This is a genomic window from Sinomonas sp. RB5 (assembly GCF_054063535.1).
In genome coordinates this window covers 84,064-101,263 of record NZ_JBSSGJ010000017.1, presented here as the reverse complement: position 1 = coordinate 101,263, position 17,200 = coordinate 84,064, and the positions used below count along the sequence as shown (strand labels likewise).

At 72.4% G+C, this 17,200-nt stretch carries 16 protein-coding genes; 11 read left to right on the top strand and 5 right to left on the bottom strand.

The genetic code is table 11. The features are described from left to right. Positions 1–164 precede the first annotated feature (164 nt). Entirely contained in the window at positions 165–1,139 is a 975-nt protein-coding gene (locus ACVWWH_RS17165) for a hypothetical protein (RefSeq protein ID WP_457317356.1), read from the bottom strand. On the opposite strand from ACVWWH_RS17165, the gene ACVWWH_RS17160 reads away from it, so the two are divergent. From ACVWWH_RS17160 to ACVWWH_RS17115, 10 genes are all read left to right on the top strand, one after another. Next, positions 1,092–1,919, top strand: a complete 828-nt coding sequence (locus ACVWWH_RS17160; protein WP_457317355.1) for a hypothetical protein — start codon at positions 1,092–1,094, stop codon at positions 1,917–1,919. The two genes, ACVWWH_RS17165 and ACVWWH_RS17160, sit on opposite strands and share 48 nt — an antisense overlap. 1 nt (position 1,920) lies before the next feature. Beyond that, positions 1,921–2,901: an HAD-IIA family hydrolase gene (locus tag ACVWWH_RS17155; RefSeq protein WP_066497335.1), complete on the top strand. Its 981-nt coding sequence runs from the start codon at positions 1,921–1,923 to the stop codon at positions 2,899–2,901. A gap of 51 nt (positions 2,902–2,952) precedes the next feature. Further along, positions 2,953–3,120 (top strand): hypothetical protein, encoded by a 168-nt coding sequence (locus ACVWWH_RS17150; RefSeq protein ID WP_157089122.1) that lies wholly within the window; start codon positions 2,953–2,955, stop codon positions 3,118–3,120. Positions 3,121–3,122: 2 nt separating this feature from the next. Next, the gene (locus tag ACVWWH_RS17145; protein WP_084249420.1) at positions 3,123–3,959 is read left to right on the top strand and encodes a TlyA family RNA methyltransferase; all 837 of its coding nucleotides are present in this window, start codon (positions 3,123–3,125) and stop codon (positions 3,957–3,959) included. Continuing rightward, positions 3,956–4,975, top strand: coding sequence for an NAD kinase (locus tag ACVWWH_RS17140; protein WP_066497336.1), 1,020 nt, complete (start codon positions 3,956–3,958; stop codon positions 4,973–4,975). Before ACVWWH_RS17145 ends, ACVWWH_RS17140 begins: the two co-directional genes overlap by 4 nt. Further along, positions 4,972–6,720: a DNA repair protein RecN gene (gene recN / locus ACVWWH_RS17135; RefSeq protein ID WP_066497337.1), complete on the top strand. Its 1,749-nt coding sequence runs from the start codon at positions 4,972–4,974 to the stop codon at positions 6,718–6,720. The genes ACVWWH_RS17140 and recN overlap by 4 nt, the downstream gene beginning before the upstream one ends. Positions 6,721–6,782: 62 nt before the next feature. Continuing rightward, positions 6,783–8,540 (top strand): CTP synthase, encoded by a 1,758-nt coding sequence (locus tag ACVWWH_RS17130; protein WP_066497342.1) that lies wholly within the window; start codon positions 6,783–6,785, stop codon positions 8,538–8,540. Positions 8,541–8,544: 4 nt separating this feature from the next. Beyond that, a complete protein-coding gene (locus ACVWWH_RS17125) occupies positions 8,545–9,228 on the top strand; it encodes an NUDIX domain-containing protein (RefSeq protein ID WP_066497343.1) in 684 nt (227 codons plus the stop codon). Positions 9,229–9,302: 74 nt separating this feature from the next. After that, positions 9,303–10,250: a site-specific tyrosine recombinase XerD gene (gene xerD, locus ACVWWH_RS17120; protein ID WP_066502267.1), complete on the top strand. Its 948-nt coding sequence runs from the start codon at positions 9,303–9,305 to the stop codon at positions 10,248–10,250. A gap of 31 nt (positions 10,251–10,281) precedes the next feature. Beyond that, positions 10,282–10,764, top strand: coding sequence for an 8-oxo-dGTP diphosphatase (locus tag ACVWWH_RS17115; RefSeq protein ID WP_141305433.1), 483 nt, complete (start codon positions 10,282–10,284; stop codon positions 10,762–10,764). A 39-nt stretch (positions 10,765–10,803) separates the two neighbouring features. Here the strand turns inward: ACVWWH_RS17115 and ACVWWH_RS17110 are convergent, their stop codons facing one another. Genes ACVWWH_RS17110 through ACVWWH_RS17095 form a run of 4 tightly spaced genes read right to left on the bottom strand, consistent with a single transcriptional unit; the run spans position 10,804 to position 15,087 of the window. Further along, the gene (locus ACVWWH_RS17110) at positions 10,804–11,955 is read right to left on the bottom strand and encodes a bifunctional 2-methylcitrate synthase/citrate synthase (RefSeq protein WP_457317354.1); all 1,152 of its coding nucleotides are present in this window, start codon (positions 11,953–11,955) and stop codon (positions 10,804–10,806) included. 32 nt (positions 11,956–11,987) lie between these two features. Continuing rightward, on the bottom strand, positions 11,988–12,905 hold the full coding sequence (gene prpB / locus ACVWWH_RS17105) for a methylisocitrate lyase (protein WP_457317353.1): 918 nt from the start codon (positions 12,903–12,905) through the stop codon (positions 11,988–11,990). Continuing rightward, complete coding sequence (locus tag ACVWWH_RS17100) at positions 12,905–14,425, bottom strand: MmgE/PrpD family protein (protein ID WP_457317352.1); 1,521 nt, start codon at positions 14,423–14,425, stop codon at positions 12,905–12,907. Before ACVWWH_RS17100 ends, prpB begins: the two co-directional genes overlap by 1 nt. A gap of 20 nt (positions 14,426–14,445) precedes the next feature. Next, complete coding sequence (locus ACVWWH_RS17095; RefSeq protein ID WP_066497350.1) at positions 14,446–15,087, bottom strand: GntR family transcriptional regulator; 642 nt, start codon at positions 15,085–15,087, stop codon at positions 14,446–14,448. Positions 15,088–15,270: 183 nt separating this feature from the next. On the opposite strand from ACVWWH_RS17095, the gene ACVWWH_RS17090 reads away from it, so the two are divergent. Continuing rightward, positions 15,271–17,181: an AMP-binding protein gene (locus tag ACVWWH_RS17090; protein ID WP_457317351.1), complete on the top strand. Its 1,911-nt coding sequence runs from the start codon at positions 15,271–15,273 to the stop codon at positions 17,179–17,181. The last annotated feature ends 19 nt before the right edge of the window (positions 17,182–17,200 follow it).

Sequence of the window (17,200 nt, the reverse complement as noted above, 5' to 3'; positions counted from 1 at the left end):
GCACCCGCGAGGGTGTGGGAGAGTAGGACACCGCCGGACAACACCACACGGTCGAGCCCCCCAACCACCCGGTTGGGGGGCTCCCGCACTTAACACCCACCCAGGGAGCCCCGGGACCGCGTCCCGGCTGGCAGCACCGTAGAATTGTTGATGGTTGCCAGACGTCACCGCACAGGTGAGCACTGGGCCGTCAAACCAATAGTGACGAGACGCGGCCTACAGGCCGTCGATCCAAGGAATACACAGAAAGAGGAGCCATCATGGCAGAGCAGAACGGGCGCGGCTCGGGCAGGGGGGACTACAACGGTCCTCGCAGGGGCCAAGGCGACGGCGGCAGCTCTGACAGGCGGGGTGGCCCCTTCCGTGGTACGAGCAACTCGGGCGGACGCCCGCGCGGCTTCCGGGACCGGAACCGCGACGACCAGTTCGGTGAGCGCCGCTCGTACGGCGATCGCGACGAGCGGCAGTCCGGCCGGCGCGACGCGGGTGACCGCCCGCAGCGTGACGATCGTGGTGAGCGTCGTCCGTTCCAGCGTGACGATCGTGGTGAGCGTCGTCCGTTCCAGCGTGACGACCGTGGTGAGCGTCGTCCGTTCGGTGACCGCCCGCAGCGTGATGACCGTGGTCCCCGTCAGTTCAACCGTGACGACCGCGGCGAGCGTCGTCCGTTCCAGCGTGACGACCGTGGTGAGCGTCGTCCGTTCGGTGACCGCCCGCAGCGTGATGACCGTGGTGAGCGTCGCCCGTTCCAGCGTGATGACCGTGGTCCGCGTCAGTTCAACCGTGACGACCGCGGCGAGCGTCGTCCGTTCCAGCGTGATGACCGTGGTGAGCGTCGTCCGTTCGGTGACCGCCCGCAGCGTGATGACCGTGGTCCCCGTCAGTTCAACCGTGACGACCGCGGCGAGCGTCGGGAAGAGCGTCCCCGCCCGCACAATGCCGGGGACCTGCGCGTCTCGAACCGGGCGGACCGCGAGCGGTCCCCGGAGATCGACCCGGACGTCACCGGGCGCGAGCTGGACCGGGGAACGCTCGGGCAGCTCCGCACCCTCGAGGGCAACAACAGCGATTGGGTCGCGAAGCACCTGGTGATGGCCGGCCGCCTGATCGAGGATGACCCCGAGGCCGCCTTCCAGCATGCCCTCGCCGCGAGCCGGCGCGGGGGCCGCATCGGCGCCGTGCGGGAGGCCGTCGGCATGACTGCCTACGCCGCGGGCCGCTACGACGACGCACTCCGCGAATTCCGCACGTTCCGCCGGATAACCGGCTCGAGCATCCACCTGGCCCACATGGCGGACTGCGAGCGTGGCCTCGGCCGTCCCGAGAAGGCGCTCGAGCTCGCCCACTCGGACGAGCAGAACATGCTCGACAACGCCAACAAGGCCGAACTGGCCATCGTGGCCTCCGGGGCGCGGTCGGACATGGGCGACCACGAGGGCGCCGTCGCGGAGCTCGAGATCCCGCAGCTGGACATCAACCGGGCGTTCTCCTTCAGCCCGCGCCTCTTCGAGGCCTATGCCGACGCGCTCTCCGCCGCCGGACGCTCGTCGGAGGCCTCCAAGTGGTACCGCCAGATCGGTGTCGCGGAGAAGGCGCTCGGCGTGGGCGAGTTCGAGGAGCCCGAGATCGTCGATCTCGGCTGGGACGAGGCCGAGGAGCGCCGCGAGGCCGAGGAGCGCCGCGCCAAGGCGGCTGCCGCGTCTCCCCGCGACGAGGCCGGCGAGCAGCGCGACGGCGGGACGGCGGAGGACGCCGGCCACGCGCCGTCGGACGAGGACGACGACGAGGAGACGGATCTGGCGGAGGACGAGATCGGCATCCACGAGACCGACGACGCAGTCGAGCCCACCGAGGGCGCCCCCCTCGAGGCCGACGCCGCGGACGAGCAGGCGCCGGGCGGCGAGGAGCACCAGGCGTAGCATGGCCGAGCTCATCGAGGCGTTCGACGCCGTCCTGTCCGACCTCGACGGCGTCGTCTACGCCGGCCCGCACGCCATCCCGGGCGCCGTCGAGGCACTGCAGTCGCTCGCCCCGCGCGGGGTCCGCCTGGGCTACGTGACGAACAACGCTTCCCGCTCCCCGGCCGAGGTCGCCGCCCATCTCCGGGAGCTCGGCGCCCCAGCCGGGGACGACGACGTGGTGAGCTCGGCCCAGGCGGGTGCATCGCTGCTGGCGCAGCAGGTGCCCGCCGGGGCCCGGGTCCTGGTGACGGGGAGCGCCGCCCTGGCCCACGAGGTCGAGCTGCGCGGGCTGACGCCGGTGTGGTCGGCCGAGGAGGACCCTGCCGCCGTGATCCAGGGCTTCAGCCCGGACCTCGGCTGGCGGGACCTCGCCGAGGCCGCCTACGCCGTGGCAGCGGGTGCGGTGTGGATCGCGACCAACACGGACATGTCCATCCCGCAGGCACGCGGCATCGCGCCCGGCAACGGGACACTCGTCGCCGCGGTGCGCGCAGCTACCGGCCGTGAGCCGCTCGTCGCGGGCAAGCCGGAGGCGCCCCTGTTCCTCGCGGCGGCGGAGCGGCTCGGCTCGCGGCGTCCCGTCGTGGTGGGTGACCGGCTCGACACCGACATCCTGGGAGGGAACCGCGCGGGCTTCGCGACCGCGGTGGTGCTCACCGGCGTCGACACCGAGCAGTCCATCCTCGGGGCGCGCCACGCCGAGCGGCCCACCTACATCCTGCGGACGCTGGACGACCTGTTCCGCCCATACCCCGAGACCGTTGCCTCCGGGGGCGCCTGGCACGTCGGCACCTCGTCGGCGCGCACCAACGGCGAGGTGGTCGAGGTCTCCGGGTCCCGCGAGGACCTGGACGCCTGGCGCGCGGCCTGCGCCGCGTGGTGGGCTGCCCTGCCCGAGGCAGAGGAGCGGACGGCCCCGGAGCTGCGCTGGGCACACTGACGGCGCGGGGCCTGAGCCGAGCGGCCTCCGAGTCTCGCTAAGCTGGGACGCATGAGCGAGGATCCGCACACGGCCGCGGCGGCGGCGCTGCCAGAGGCCCATGCCGCCCTCGCGGCGCTGGATGCCGCAGCGGGCCGCCCGCTCGCCGACCAGGCCGACGCGTTCGACGCGTTCCACGCGGCCCTGTCGGAGATCCTCGACACGGAGCCGGCGGAGTAGCGGTGGCCCGACTCGACCTCGAACTCGTGCACCGCGGCCTGGCCCGCTCGCGCACCCACGCCGCGAAGCTGATCGCCAGCGGTGCGGTGCGCGTCGCGGGCGCCGCGGCCGGTCGGGCCTCCCAGCCCGTCGACGAGCAGGCGGACATCAGTGTGGACGAGACCGAGCACGACCGCTACGTGAGCCGGGCGGGGCACAAGCTCGCCGGCGCCCTGGCCGCGTTCGGCGGCATCGACCCGCGGGGCAAGCGGTGCCTCGACGCGGGCGCCTCGACGGGCGGCTTCACGGACGTGCTCCTGCAGTCCGGCGCGGCCGAGGTCGTGGCGGTCGACGTCGGCCACGGCCAGCTCGTCGACGCGCTCCGCCACGACGCGCGCGTCCGCGTCCACGAGGGCCTCAATGTCCGCGACCTAGGCCCGGAGCAGATCGGCGGGGCCGCCGCGCTCACCGTGGCGGACCTCTCCTTCATCTCCCTCACCCTCGTCGTCGGCGCCCTCGCCGCGTGCACCGAGGCGGGCGGCGACCTCCTGCTCATGGTCAAGCCCCAGTTCGAGGTGGGCCGCGAGCGGCTGGCGCGGACCGGCGTCGTCAGCTCCGACGGCGAACGACGCCGCGCGGTCACCGCCGTCGCGGAGGCCGCAGCCCGCGAGGGGCTGGCCCTGTGCGGCCTCGCCCGCAGCCCGCTGCCGGGCCAGGACGGCAACGTCGAGTACTTCCTCTGGCTCGCGCACGACGGCGACGCGCCGGCTGCCGGCCACCCAGCACCGCCCGGGCAGGAGCCTGCAGAGTGGGTCGCCGCCCACTGGCCTGCCACCGACCCCCAGGAGGCGCCCGCGTGACCCGCCGTATTCTGCTCCTTGCCCACCTGGGCCGCGAGGACTCGATGCTCGCCGCCCGCGAGGCCTCGGCCCAGCTGTACGGCTCGGGCCTGTCCCCGGTCATGCCCGCCGGGCAGCAGGCGCACCTCGAGGCCCGCTTCGACGGCCTCGACCACCCCACCGAGGTCCTCGGCGAGGAGGTCCGGCTCGAGGACGTCGAACTCGTCATGGTGCTCGGCGGGGACGGGACCATCCTGCGGGCGGCCGAGCTCGTCCGCCACGTCGACGTCCCGCTGCTCGGGGTCAACCTCGGCCACGTCGGGTTCCTGGCGGAGAGCGAGCGGGCCGACCTGGCCCAGACCGTCCAGTGGATCGCGTCCAAGAGCTACTCCGTCGAGGAGCGCATGACCATCGACGTGACCGTCTGGCACCACGGCACGAAGGTCGCGCACACGTGGGCCCTCAACGAGGCCGCCATCGAGAAGGCCAACCGGGAGCGCATGATCGAGGTCGTCACGGAGGTCGACGGCAAGCCGCTCACCTCGTACGGCTGCGACGGGATCGTCCTCGCGACACCGACGGGCAGCACGGCCTACGCGTTCTCCGCCGGCGGCCCCGTGGTCTGGCCCGAGGTCGAGGCCCTGCTCATCGCCCCGATCAGCGCCCACGCACTGTTCGCCAAGCCGCTCGTCGTCTCCCCGCGCTCGACCCTCGCGGTCGAGATCCTGGGCCGCACCGACGCGGCCGCGGTGCTGTGGTGCGACGGGCGCCGCTCGGTCGACCTGCCGCCGGGTTCCCGCGTCGAGGTGACGAAGTCGCCGCTGCCGGTCCGGCTCGCGAGGATCAGCACGACGCCGTTCTCGGCGCGCCTCGTGCGCAAGTTCGAACTGCCCATCCACGGCTGGCGGGGGCCGGCCCCCGGCGCCCCGCTCGCCGAGCCCGGGCCCATGGTCCCGGAGGTTCCGCCCGTGGCCTGGGCCCAGCGCGCCGCCGGGGACGTCGGCGCCATCGATCCAGCCAATGAGGAGCACGCATGATCGAGGAACTGAGAATCCGCGACCTGGGTGTCATCACGGACGCCGCCCTGCCGCTCGGACCCGGCCTGAGCGTCGTGACGGGCGAGACCGGCGCGGGCAAGACGATGGTGGTCACCGCCCTCGGGCTGCTGCTCGGCGGCCGCTCGGACGCCGGCGCCGTGCGCACGGGGGCGAAGTCCGCACTCGCGGAGGCGACCGTGAAGCTCGAGCCGGGCCACGCCGCCGTCGTCCGCGCCGAAGAGGCGGGAGCGGACGTCGAGGAGCACGACGGCGCCGCCGAGCTCCTGCTGGCACGCACCGTCGGCTCGGACGGCCGCAGCAGGGCCCACCTCGGCGGGCGTTCGGCGCCCGTGGGGGCCCTCGCCGAGGTCGGCTCCCAGCTCGTGGTCATCCACGGCCAGTCCGAGCAGCTGCGCCTGAAGGGGCCCGCCGCGCAGCGGCACGCGCTGGACACCTTCGCCGGCGCTCCGCTGGCCGAGGAGCGGGCCGCCTACGGTGCGCTCTACGCCTCGTGGACCGCTGCGCGGCGGGAGCTCGAGGAGCTGACCTCCTCCTCGCGCGAGCGGATCCGCGAGGCCGAGTCGCTGGGCGCGGCCCTCGCCGAGATCAGCGAGGTGGATCCCCAGCCGGGGGAGGACGCCGCGCTCAAGGCCGAGTCCGAGCGCCTCTCCAACGCCGAAGCCCTGCGCCTGGCCGCGCAGGAGGCCCACGAGGCCATCGTCGCCGAGGACTTCAGCGAGGTGCCCGACGCGACGACCCTCGTCGACGGCGCCCGCCGCGCGCTCGAGCACGTCGCGGAGCACGACGCCGCCCTCGGGGCCTCCGCGCAGAGGCTCGCCGATGTGGGGTACGCCCTGGCGGACATCGCCCAGGAGCTCGCCAGCTACGCCGCGTCCCTCGACACCGAGGGGCCCGGTCGCCTCGCCGAGGTCGAGGAGCGCAGGGCCGCCCTCGGCGGGCTGACCCGCAAGTACGCCCCCACGCTCGAGGAGGTCATCGCCTGGGCCGAGACGGGCCAGGCCCGCCTGTTCGAGCTCCAGGACGACGACGGGCGGATCGAGACGCTCACGGCGCAGATCGCCGACGACGAGGCCCGTCTGGTGGAGCTCGCCGGCCAGATGACGGCCCTCCGCCGGGCCGCGGCGGTGGAGCTCGCCGAGCGGGTCAGCGAGGAGCTGACGGCCCTCGCGATGCCGGACGCGTCCCTGCGGGTCGAGGTCGAGGAGACCGGGGAGCTCGGGCCGGACGGCGCGGACACGGTGGCGATCCTCCTGCAGCCGCACGCGGGCGCCCCTGCGCGCCCGCTGGGCAAGGGCGCCTCGGGCGGCGAGCTCTCGCGCGTCATGCTCGCGATCGAGGTGGTCCTGGCGGCAGTGGACCCGGTGCCCACCTTCGTCTTCGACGAGGTCGATTCCGGGGTGGGCGGCCGCGCCGCGGTCGAGATCGGGCGCAGGCTCGCCATGCTCGCCCGCCACGTCCAGGTGCTCGTCGTGACCCACCTGCCCCAGGTCGCCGCCTTCGCCGACCGGCACATCACGGTGATCAAGACCTCGCTCGCCTCGGGCCGCTCGGCGGACGGCGTCGCGGGGGTCACCTCGAGCGACGTCCGGGTCCTCGACGAGTCCGAGCGCGTCGTCGAGCTCGCGCGCATGCTGGCGGGCCAGGAGGACTCCGCCAGCGCCCGAGCGCACGCCCTCGAGCTCCTCGAGGACGCCCAGTCCTCGCGGGCGGCCGCCGCCGGCTAAGCCGCCGGCCCCGGGGACACGCGGGAGACACGCCCGCGGGCGGGAGGCTGGCCGCGGAATCGGTGATAAGCTCGAACTCCGTGGTGCAGCGAACTCATTCCCGTTTCTCAGACTCCGCCAAGACGACCAAGCAGATCTTCGTCACCGGTGGCGTGGCCTCCTCGCTCGGGAAAGGCCTGACGGCATCCAGCCTCGGCCACCTGCTGCGCGGCCGCGGCCTCTCGGTCACGATGCAGAAGCTCGATCCCTATCTCAATGTGGACCCGGGCACGATGAACCCCTTCCAACACGGAGAGGTCTTCGTCACCGAGGACGGCGCGGAGACCGACCTCGACATCGGCCACTACGAGCGCTTCCTCGACGAGTCCCTCGACGGCTCGGCCAACGTGACCACCGGCCAGGTGTACTCGACCGTGATCGCCAAGGAGCGCCGCGGCGAGTACCTCGGCGACACCGTCCAGGTCATCCCGCACATCACCGATGAGATCAAGCGGCGCATGCGGCTGCCCTCCGAGGGCGAGAACGCCCCGGACGTGATCATCACCGAGATCGGCGGCACGGTGGGCGATATCGAGTCCCAGCCGTTCCTCGAGGCGGCCCGCCAGGTCCGCCAGGACGTGGGCCGGACGAACGTCTTCTTCGTGCACGTGTCCCTCGTGCCATACATCGGCCCGTCGCAGGAGCTCAAGACCAAGCCGACCCAGCACTCGGTCGCGGCGCTCCGCTCGATCGGCATCCAGCCGGAGGCCATTGTCATCCGCTCGGACCGCGCGATCCCGGACGCGATGCGGGACAAGATCGGCCGGATGTGCGACGTCGACACCGACGCCGTGATCAGCTGCCCCGATGCCCCGAGCATCTACGACATCCCGAAGGTGCTGCACGCCCAGGGCCTCGACTCGTACATCGTGCGGGCCCTCGACCTGCCGTTCAAGGACGTCGACTGGGCCAAGTGGGACCGGCTGCTCGAGGTGGTCCACCACCCCGCGCACCAGGTCGAGATCGCGCTCGTCGGCAAGTACATCGACCTCCCGGACGCCTACCTGTCCGTCACCGAGGCCCTGCGCGCCGGCGGCTTCGCCAACGATGCCAAGGTCAACATCCGCTGGGTCGCCTCGGACGAGTGCCAGACCCCGGCCGGGGCCAAGAAGGCCCTCGCCGGAGTGGACGCGATCCTCGTGCCCGGCGGCTTCGGCATCCGCGGCCTCGAGGGCAAGCTCGGCGCCCTGACCCTCGCCCGCCAGACCGGCCTGCCCACCCTGGGCCTGTGCCTGGGGCTGCAGTGCATGGTCATCGAGTACGCGCGCAACGTCGTGGGCCTCGAGGGCGCCTCGTCGAGCGAGTTCGAGCCCGATTCGAAGTACCCCGTGATCGCCACCATGGCCGAGCAGCTCGACATCGTCGAGGGCAAGGGCGACCTGGGCGGCACCATGCGCCTCGGCCTCTACGACGCGGTCCTCGACGAGGGCTCGGTCGTCGCGGAGACCTACGGGACCACGAAGGTCGCCGAGCGCCACCGCCACCGCTACGAGGTGAACAACGCCTACCGGGAGCAGATCGCTGCCAAGGGCCTCGTCTTCTCCGGGACCTCCCCGGACGGGAAGCTCGTCGAGTTCGTCGAGCTGCCCAAGGACGTGCACCCGTACTACGTCGCCACCCAGGCCCACCCCGAGCTCGGCTCGCGGCCCACGCGCCCGCACCCGCTGTTCGTGGGCCTCGTCAAGGCCGCCCTCGAGCGCCAGGCCGGCACCGCGGCCCCGAAGGGCCGCACCCAGGCCACCGCCGAGGCCCCCGCGGCCGCTGCGGGCAAGGGCAAGTAACGCCATGGGCACGCACGCGCCGGGAGCGCACGGCGATCCGACGTCCGGCCACCGCGCCTCGGGAGTCGAGGACGCCCTGAGCCCTCGGCGCGTGCTGTCCTCGGAGACCGTCTACCGCGGGCGCATCTGGGACGTCCGCAGCGACGCCTTCGAGCTCGCGGATGGCGCCGGCACACTCCAGCGGGACTACATCGACCACCCCGGGGCCGTGGCGATCCTGCCCATGGACGCCGAGGGCCGCATCCTGCTGCTGCGCCAGTACCGACACCCCGTCGGGATGGACCTGTGGGAGATCCCGGCCGGCCTGCTCGACGTCGAGGGCGAGCACGCGCTCGACGCGGCCGCGCGGGAGCTCGCCGAGGAGGCGGACCTGACGGCCTCCGAGTGGCACATCCTCGCCGAGTTCTTCACCTCCCCGGGGTCCTCCAGCGAGGCCATCCGGATCTTCCTCGCCCGGGGGCTGACGGAGATCCCGCACGCAGACCGGCACGAGCGCACCGACGAGGAGGCGGAGATCGAGTTCGTCTGGGTGGAGCTCGAGGACGCCGTGCAGGCCGTCCTCTCCGGCCGGCTCCACAACCCCAGTGCCGTCGTCGCGGTGCTCGCCGCGGATGCCGCGCGGCGCAGCGGGTACGCCTCGCTGCGTCCCGGGGACAGCCCGTGGCCGGCCCACCCGGCCCAGCGCTGAGCGGCGTGGCCGTGCAGGCTCCCGATCCCGCGCCTGCCGTCGCGGCAGGCGCCGCCGCCCCCGTACCTGCGCCGGTGGCAGATGTCCCCGCGGCGCTCGCACGCGCCGTCGAGGACTACCTGCGCCACCTCGCGGTCGAGCGCGGCCTCGCCGCGAACACCCTCGCGGCCTACCGGCGGGACCTCGCGCGCTACGGCGCCTATCTCGCGGGCGAGGGCGTCGTCTCGCCCCGCGGCATCGAGCGGCGCCACGTGGGCGGCTTCGCCCAGGCGCTGCGTGACGGGGCCGACGGCGGCAGCCCGCTGACCGCCCGATCCGCGGCGAGGACCGTGGTCGCGGTGCGCGGCCTGCACCGGTTCTGGGCCCTCGAGGGCACCACCGCGGACGACCCCGCCGCGGACGTCCACCCTCCGCTCGCCGGGCAGCGCCTGCCCAAGGCCATCACCGTGCACGAGGTCACCCGGATCCTCGAAGCGGCCTCGGCGGACACACCCTCGGGCCTGCGCGACCGGGCGCTCCTGGAGTTCCTGTACGCGACCGGTGCCCGCATCAGCGAGGCCGTCGGCCTCGATGTGGACGACCTGCGGCTCGAAGCGGCCGACGGCGGCCCGGCCGTGGTCCGGCTCTTCGGCAAGGGCTCCAAGGAGCGCCTCGTCCCGATCGGCTCCTACGCGGCCCGCGCGCTCGACGCCTACATCGTCCGCGGCCGCCCCGCCCTCGTGGCCAAGGGACGGGGCACGCCCGGCCTCTTCCTCAACGCCCGCGGCGGCAGGCTGAGCCGGCAGAGCGCCTGGACCATCCTCAAGGATGTCGCGGAGAAGGCCCGGATCGACCGCGACGTCTCCCCGCACACCCTCCGGCACTCCTTCGCCACCCATCTCCTCGAGGGCGGTGCGGACGTCCGCGTCGTCCAGGAGCTGCTGGGGCATGCCTCGGTGACGACCACGCAGGTGTACACCCTCGTCACCGCTGACACCCTGCGCGAGGTCTACGCGGCGGCGCACCCGAGGGCCCGCGGATGAGCGCCGGTGCCGGAACGCGCGGAGGTGCGCCCTGATGGGCGCGCCGGTGGCGCTGTGCTTCCTGCTGCGCGAGACGGCGGCGGGGCGGGAGGTCCTGCTCGGACGCAAGAAGCGCGGCTTCGGCCGGGGCAAGATCGTCGGCCTGGGCGGCCACATCGAACCGGGGGAGACCCCCGCGGAGGCCGCCGTGCGGGAGCTCGAGGAGGAGGCCGGCGTCGTGCTCGACGCCGCCGTGCTGGTGCCCGCCGGTACCGTCGACTTCCGGTTCCCCGCCCGGCCCGCATGGGACATGGCGTGCACCATGTTCACCGCGACCGTCTGGGACGGAGAGATCGGCGAGAGCGAGGAGATCGAGCCCTCGTGGTACCCGGTCGAGGCCCTGCCGGTCGAGGGCATGTGGCAGGACGCTGACCACTGGCTTCCCCTGGTCCTGGCGGGCACGGTCGCGGACTTCTACGTGGAAATGGCCGAGGACAACGAGACGGTGTTCCGTTTCGCTGTCCTCGGCCAGTGAGTCCGCGAAGGCCCTCCGAGACGGGGCCGCCCGGGCGGGTCAGTCCAGGTGGCGCTCGTCGGGGCCGTTGTAGGCCGAGAGCGGGCGGATGAGCGAGTTGCTCTCGAGCTGCTCCATCACGTGGGCGGTCCAGCCGACGATCCGGCTGGCCACGAACAGCGGCGTGAACGTGGGGATGTCGAAGCCCATGAGGTGGTAGGCCGGCCCGGTCGGGTAGTCGAGGTTCGGCTTGATGCCCTTCGCCTCGTCCATCGACTGCTCGAGCCCGTCGTACAGGCCCAGGATCTCCGGGCGGCCGTAGAAGGCGATGAGGTCGTCGAGCGCGGCCTTCATGGTGGGCACCCGCGAGTCGCCGTGCTTGTAGACGCGGTGGCCGAAACCCATGACCTTCTTCTTGGCGGCGAGGGCCTCGTCCATCCAGGCCTTCGCGCGGGTCTTGGCCTGCTCGTGGGTCTCGTCCGTCCGGATGCCGATCTCCTCGAACGTCTCCATGACGGCCTCGTTGGCCCCGCCGTGGAGCGGGCCCTTGAGGGCTCCGATCGCGGCGGTCACGGCCGAGTGGAGGTCGGAGAGGGTCGAGGTCACGACACGGGCGGTGAACGTCGAGGCGTTGAACGAGTGCTCGGCGTACAGGATCATCGAGACCTCGAACGCCCGCACCACCTCGGGGGCGGCCTCCTCGCCGAAGGTCATCCACAGGAAGTTCGCGGAATAGCCGAGGTCCTCGCGCGGCTCGACCAGCTCCTGGCCGCGGCGCCGCCGCTGGTCGTAGGCCACCACCGCGGGCATGGCCGCGAACAGCTCGACGGCCTTGGCCAGGTTCGCCTCACGGGAGGAGTCGCCGGCCTTGGGGTGGCGTGCACCCTGGATGCTCGCCGCGGTGCGGCACACGTCCATCGGGTGGCACGTGGCCGGCAGGTCGTCGATGAGCCGCTTCAGGAGCGGGTCGAGCGCCCGGCCCGAGCGCTCGTGCGCCTCGAACTCGGCCAGCTGCTCGGGGGTGGGCAGCTCGCCGTGCCACAGCAGGTAGGCCACCTCCTCGAAGCTGCACCGGGCGGCGAGCTCCTGCACCGGGTAGCCCCGGTAGAGGAGCGAGTTGGTCTCAGGGTTCACCTTCGAGATGGCGGTGTAGTCCACCACCACGCCGGCAAGGCCCTTCTTGATCTCTTCGGTGTTGGGCACCTGTGTCATCGCAGGACTCCTTCGTCAATGGCCCCGTGGCCTCAGTATCGGCCGGGAACCTGAAAGTTGAACACGCCGGTGTCGAAACGGTTGTACGCCTCGTAGTCAACCAGCTCGTAGAGGCGGGAGCGAGTCAGCATGTTCGCGACCTGGGCCTCCTGGGTCCCGTCCGCGCGGATGCTCTCGAGGGTGCGTTCCGCGGCGCCCATGGCCATGCGCAGGAGGGTCACCGGGTAGATCACGAGGTTGATCCCGACGCCGGCGAGCTCCTCGGCCCTGAACAGCCGGCTCTTGCCGAACTCGGTCATGTTCGCCAGCACCGGCACGTCCACGGCGTCGCGGATCGCCCGGAACTCCTCGAGGCTGGCCATGGCCTCGGGGAAGATCGCGTCGGCTCCCGCCTCGACGAGGGCCTTCGCGCGCTCGACGGCGGCCTCCAGGCCCGCCGCCCCCTCGCCGGTGGCCCGGACATCGGTGCGGGCCATGATGAGGAAGTTCGGATCGCGGCGGGCGTCGGCCGCCGCCCTGACGCGCTGGAGCGCCGTGTCGAGGTCCACTACAGCCTTGCCGTCGAGGTGGCCGCAGCGCTTGGGGTTGACCTGGTCCTCGATGTGCATCCCGGCCAGGCCGGCGTTCTCGAGCTCCTGGACCGTCCGGGCCACGTTCATGGCCTCGCCGAATCCGGTGTCGGCGTCGACGATGGCTGGCAGGTCGGTCATCCGCGCGATCTGCCCGGCGCGGGTGGCCACCTCCGTGAGGGTGGTCAGCCCGATGTCCGGCAGGCCGAGGTCGTTGGCGAGGACCGCCCCGGAGATGTACACCCCTGGGAAGCCCTTCTCCTCGATGAGGCGCGCGGAGAGGGGGCTGAAGGCTCCCGGGAACTGCTGCAGCGTTCCCGAGCCGAGGATCTCGCGCAGCCTGACGCGCTTCTGCTCGGGGGTGGTGGTCGAGTACAGCATCAGAAGAGTCCCTTCGGGGCGGAGGCGAGATCGATCACGCCCTCCTTGGCGACGATGTTGAGCGCGTCCAGCTCCCCGGCGCCGAGCTGGGGGAGCCGCTGCACGGCGTCGAGGAAGCGCTCGATCTCCTCGGGGGCCACGGACTCGGCGGCGAGGGTCCGGAACTTTGCGATGTACTGCTCGCGGCCGAACGGCCGCGCCCCGAGCGGATGGGCGTCCGCCACGGCGATCTCGTCCTCGATCACGGTCCCGTCCGTGAGCGTGATGACCACGGAGCCGCCGAAGGCCTTCTCCGCGATGTCGAGGGAGTGGTAGCGGCGCGTCCATTCCGGGTCCTCCTCCGTGGTGACCTTGTGCCACAGGGCCACCGTGTCGGGCCGGCCGGCGCGCTCGGGGGAGTAGGAGTCGACGTGGTGCCACGTGCCGTCCTGGAGGGCCACGGCGAAGATGTAGGGGATCGAGTGGTCCAGGGTCTCGCGGGACGCGGTCGGATCGTACTTCTGCGGGTCGTTCGCCCCGGAGCCGATGACGTAGTGGGTGTGGTGGCTGGTCCTGATGAGGATGCTGGCCACGTTCTGCGGGTCGGTCACCTCGGGGTGCTCGCGGTGCAGCTTCCGGGCCAGGTCGATCCAGGCCTGGGCCTGGTATTCGGCGGAGTGCTCCTTCGTGTAGGTGTCGAGGATGGCCCGCTTCGCCTCGCCCGGCGCGGGCAGCGGGACCTCGTAGGCCGCGTCGGGGCCGTCGAGCATCCACGCGATGACCCCGTCCTCGCCTTCGTAGATCGGCACCGGGGAGGTCTGCCCGCGCATGGCGCGGTCCACGGCCTCGACCGCCATCTTGCCGGCGAACGCGGGGGCGTGGGCCTTCCATGTGGAGATCTCGCCCTTGCGGGACTGCCGGGTCGCCGTGGTGGTGTGCAGCGCCTGGCCGACGGCCTGGAAGATGGTCTCGACGTCGAGCCCGAGCATCGTGCCGATCCCTGCGGCCGCGGAGGGACCGAGGTGGGCGACGTGGTCAATCTTGTGCTTGTGGAGGCTGATGGCCTTCACGAGGTCCACCTGGATCTCGTACCCGGTGGCGATGCCGCGGATCAGGTCCCGGCCGGTCGAGCCGACGTGCTGGGCCACCGCGAGGATCGGCGGGATGTTGTCGCCCGGGTGGGAGTACTCGGCCGCGAGGAACGTGTCGTGGTAGTCGAGCTCGCGCACGGCCACGCCGTTGGCCCAGGCGGCCCACTCCGGGGAGACCCGGTCGGTGATGCCGTAGAGGAGCGCGCCCTTCCCGCCGGACGACGGCGCGTGGGCCAGCGCCTGCGCCCGCGCGGCGATGATGGGGCCGCGGTTGAGCGAGGCGATCGCGACCGAGGCGTTGTCGATGATCCGGTTGATGATCATCTCGGTGACCTCGTCGGAGACCTCGACGGGGTCGGCAGCGACCGTGGCGATCTTGTGCGCGAGCTGGTCCTCGCGGGGGAGGTTCTCCTCGCTCTTGTAGACGCGGACCTTGTGCATCTCGACCATGGCAGACCTTCCGGTGGGGCTCAGGGGAGCGGGTGGGTGTTCTTGATGTGCTGCAGGCTGTTGCTGAGGTGGACGGCGGTGGCCGCCGCCGCGAGGTGGGCGTTGCCGTCGGCGATCGCCCCGGCGATGGCAGCGTGCTCGGAGGCTGCCTGCCTCAGGCGTGCGGCATCGTCCTTGGCCAGGCGCCGCACACGGGTGAGGTGGACGCGCAGGCCCTCGAGCGACTGGGTGAGGTAGGCATTGGCGATCGAGTCGTCGATCGCTGCATCGAGCTCTGCCGCGAGCGCGTAGTACTGGTGGCGCTGCGGGTCGTCGTCGTGCAGGAGGGTCGAGGCGGCGGCGAAGCGGTCGCGCAGCCCGGCGAACCGTGCGCGGTCCCCGCGCAGTGCTGCGAGCGCGGCCGCCTTCGCCTCGAGCGCCTCGCGGAGCTCGAACAGCTCGTCGATGTGGGCCAGGGAGATGTCGCTGACCACCACACCGCGCCCGCGCTGGGCCGAGGCGAGGCCCTCCGCGGTGAGGCGGGCCAGGGCCTCGCGCAGCGGGGTGCGCGAGACGCCGAGCCGCTCCGACTGCTCGACCTCGCCCAGCACGGTCCCGGGAGGCAGCCGCCATTCCACGATGTCCTCGCGCAGTGACGCGTAGGCGCGGTCGCTGGCCTTCACGGCTCTCCTCTCCAGACTCGTTCCCTCGTCCCTCACTCGTTCTCTGTATACATTCGCAGGCCAGTAGGCCGAAATCAAGGCCGCTGCCCCGGATCGCAGCAGACAATGTATACAGAACCCTTGTCGTCCGCCCGGCTGCTGCCCTACGCTGAACCCCATCACGAGGAAGTGAGGAGTGCTGCCATGACCCAAGGGACAGTGACACAGGGGACGGGACCGTACGCCGAGGTCTACCGCCGGAGCCTGGCGGACCGCGAGGCCTTCTGGCTCGACGCCGCCAAGGCCGTCGACTGGGTGGAAGAGCCCACAGCAGCACTGGACGGCTCCGAGCCGCCGCTCTACCGGTGGTTTCCGGGCGGCACCCTCAACACCGCCTACAACGCCCTGGACCGCCACGTGGCCGGCGGCCGCGGCGACGCGGCCGCCCTGGTCTACGACTCCGCCGTGACCGGCACGAGGTCCACCTTCACCTATGCGCAGCTGACCGACCTCGTGGCGCGATTCGCCGGCGCCCTGGCCGCCCGCGGCGTCGGGACCGGGGACCGCGTCGTCATCTACATGCCCATGGTCCCGGAGGCCGTCGTCGCCATGCTCGCGTGTGCGCGGCTCGGAGCCGTCCACTCCGTGGTGTTCGGGGGGTTCGCCCCGCGCGAGCTCGCCGCCAGGATCAGGGACGCGCGCCCCAGGCTCATCGTGACGGCCAGCGGCGGCATCGAGCCGAACCGCCGCGTCGAATACCTCCCGGCCGTCGCCGAGGCCCTGGGGATTGGGGAGCTGCCGGAGCTCCCCGTCCTCGTCAAGGTGCGCCCGGGGTTCGCGCACCAGCTCGAGGACTACCCCGGCTGGGAGGACTACGACGCCGCCCTCCGCTCCGCCGCGCCGGCAGCATGCGTGCCCGTCGCGGCCTCCCATCCGCTCTACGTGCTCTACGCCTCCGGCACCACCGGCACCCCGAAGGGTGTCCAGCGGGACAATGGCGGCCATGCGGTCGCGCTCGCCTGGACCCTGAAGAACCTCTACGGAGTGGGGCCCGGAGAGGTCATGTGGACGGCCTCGGACGTCGGCTGGGTCGTGGGCCACTCCTACATCGTCTACGGGCCCCTCCTGGCCGGGGCCACGACGGTGCTGTACGAGGGCAAGCCCGTGGGCACCCCGGATGCCGGGGCGTTCTGGCGCGTCGTCGCGGACCATCGGGTCAAGGTCCTCTTCACGGCGCCCACCGCCCTGAGGGCCATCCGCCGCGCGGACCCGGAGGCCGAGCTGCTCGCCGGCTACGACATCTCCTCGCTCGAGCGCCTCTACGCCGCCGGCGAGCGCCTGGACCCCGAGACGTACCGCTGGGCCGGGGAGAAGCTGGAGGTCCCGGTGATCGACCACTGGTGGCAGACGGAGACCGGCTGGGCGATCTGCGGCAGCCCGCGCGGGCTCGAGGACCTCCCGCTCAAGGCGGGGTCGCCGTCGGTGCCGATGCCCGGCTACGACCTGGACATCCTCGATGGCGCCGGGGGGCCCGTCGCATCCGGCGAGGAGGGCAACATCGTCCTGCGGCTGCCGCTCCCGCCCGGCACCCTCACCACGCTCTGGCACAACGACGAGCGCTACATCTCCTCCTACCTGAGCGCCTTCCCCGGCTGCTACGCGACGGGCGATTCCGGCTACCGCGACGCGGACGGATACGTGTTCGTCATGGGCCGCACCGACGACATCATCAATGTGGCCGGCCACCGCCTCTCGACGGGGGCCATCGAGGCGGTGCTCGCGGGCCACCCGGCGGTTGCCGAGTGCGCCGTGATCGGCCTCAAGGACACGCTCAAGGGCCAGCGCGCGGTGGGCTACGTGGTGCTCAAGGCAGGCGCAGAGGTGTCCGAGGAAGCGCTCGCCTCCGAGCTCGTGGCGCTCGTGCGCTCGCAGATCGGCGCGGTGGCGGACTTCAAGCAGGCGCTCGTCGTCGACGCCCTGCCCAAGACGCGCTCGGGGAAGATCCTGCGCAAGACCATGCGGCAGATCGCCGACGGCGAGGCGTACACGGTGCCCTCCACGATCGAGGACCCGGAGGTGATCGAGCGCCTCGTCCCCGTCCTGCGCGGCGCGTGACCCCCCACGGTTACCCACG